2 pseudogenes are annotated in these 465 nt (G+C 73.5%); both read right to left on the bottom strand.

Annotated elements, in window-relative coordinates:
• Positions 1-327 (bottom strand): annotated as a pseudogene (locus D3D02_RS19530) (AAA family ATPase); the annotation flags it as partial.
• A pseudogene (locus D3D02_RS19525) lies at positions 324-465 on the bottom strand (Hsp20/alpha crystallin family protein); the annotation flags it as partial. The pseudogenes D3D02_RS19530 and D3D02_RS19525, both read right to left, overlap by 4 nt.

The following is a 465-nucleotide window of genomic DNA, read 5'->3' as shown; positions in this document are numbered from 1 at the left end:
CGGGGCGATCTGTCCCCGCACCCGCAGCTGGCTCGGGAAGGCGATCGTCACCGCGTCAGCCCGCGAGACGTCGACGTCCTCGACGGTGACGCGGTCGTCGATCCCCACGTCGGCCTCCTGGCGGAGGCGGCCGTCGATGCGGATCACGCCGGTGCCGTCGTCCTCGGGGTAGCCGGGCCAGACGCGGGCGATCGCGGCCCCGTCGCCGCCCTCGACGCGGACGATGTCCCCGCCGGAGAGCCCGAGCTCCTCGGCCGCGACGCGGTCGATCGCCGCGAGGCGGCGACCGGCGTCCTTCTGTTTCAGCGGCTTGACGGTCAGCTTCATCGCTCGCCCTCCACGGTGAGCACGCCGTTGTTCACGGCCGCGTCGACGGCCGTCCCCGGGAGCTCGAACTCCGATTCGACCGGGCCGTCCGGTCCCTCCACGACGACGATCGCCGTCTCGCCGACGGTGTCGACGGTG

The sequence above is a fragment of the Halobellus sp. Atlit-38R genome (assembly GCF_003665925.1).
Lineage (GTDB): Archaea > Halobacteriota > Halobacteria > Halobacteriales > Haloferacaceae > Haloquadratum > Haloquadratum inordinatus.
The sequence above is the reverse complement of the archived record's forward strand: the minus strand, read 5'-3'. Positions and strand labels throughout refer to the sequence as shown.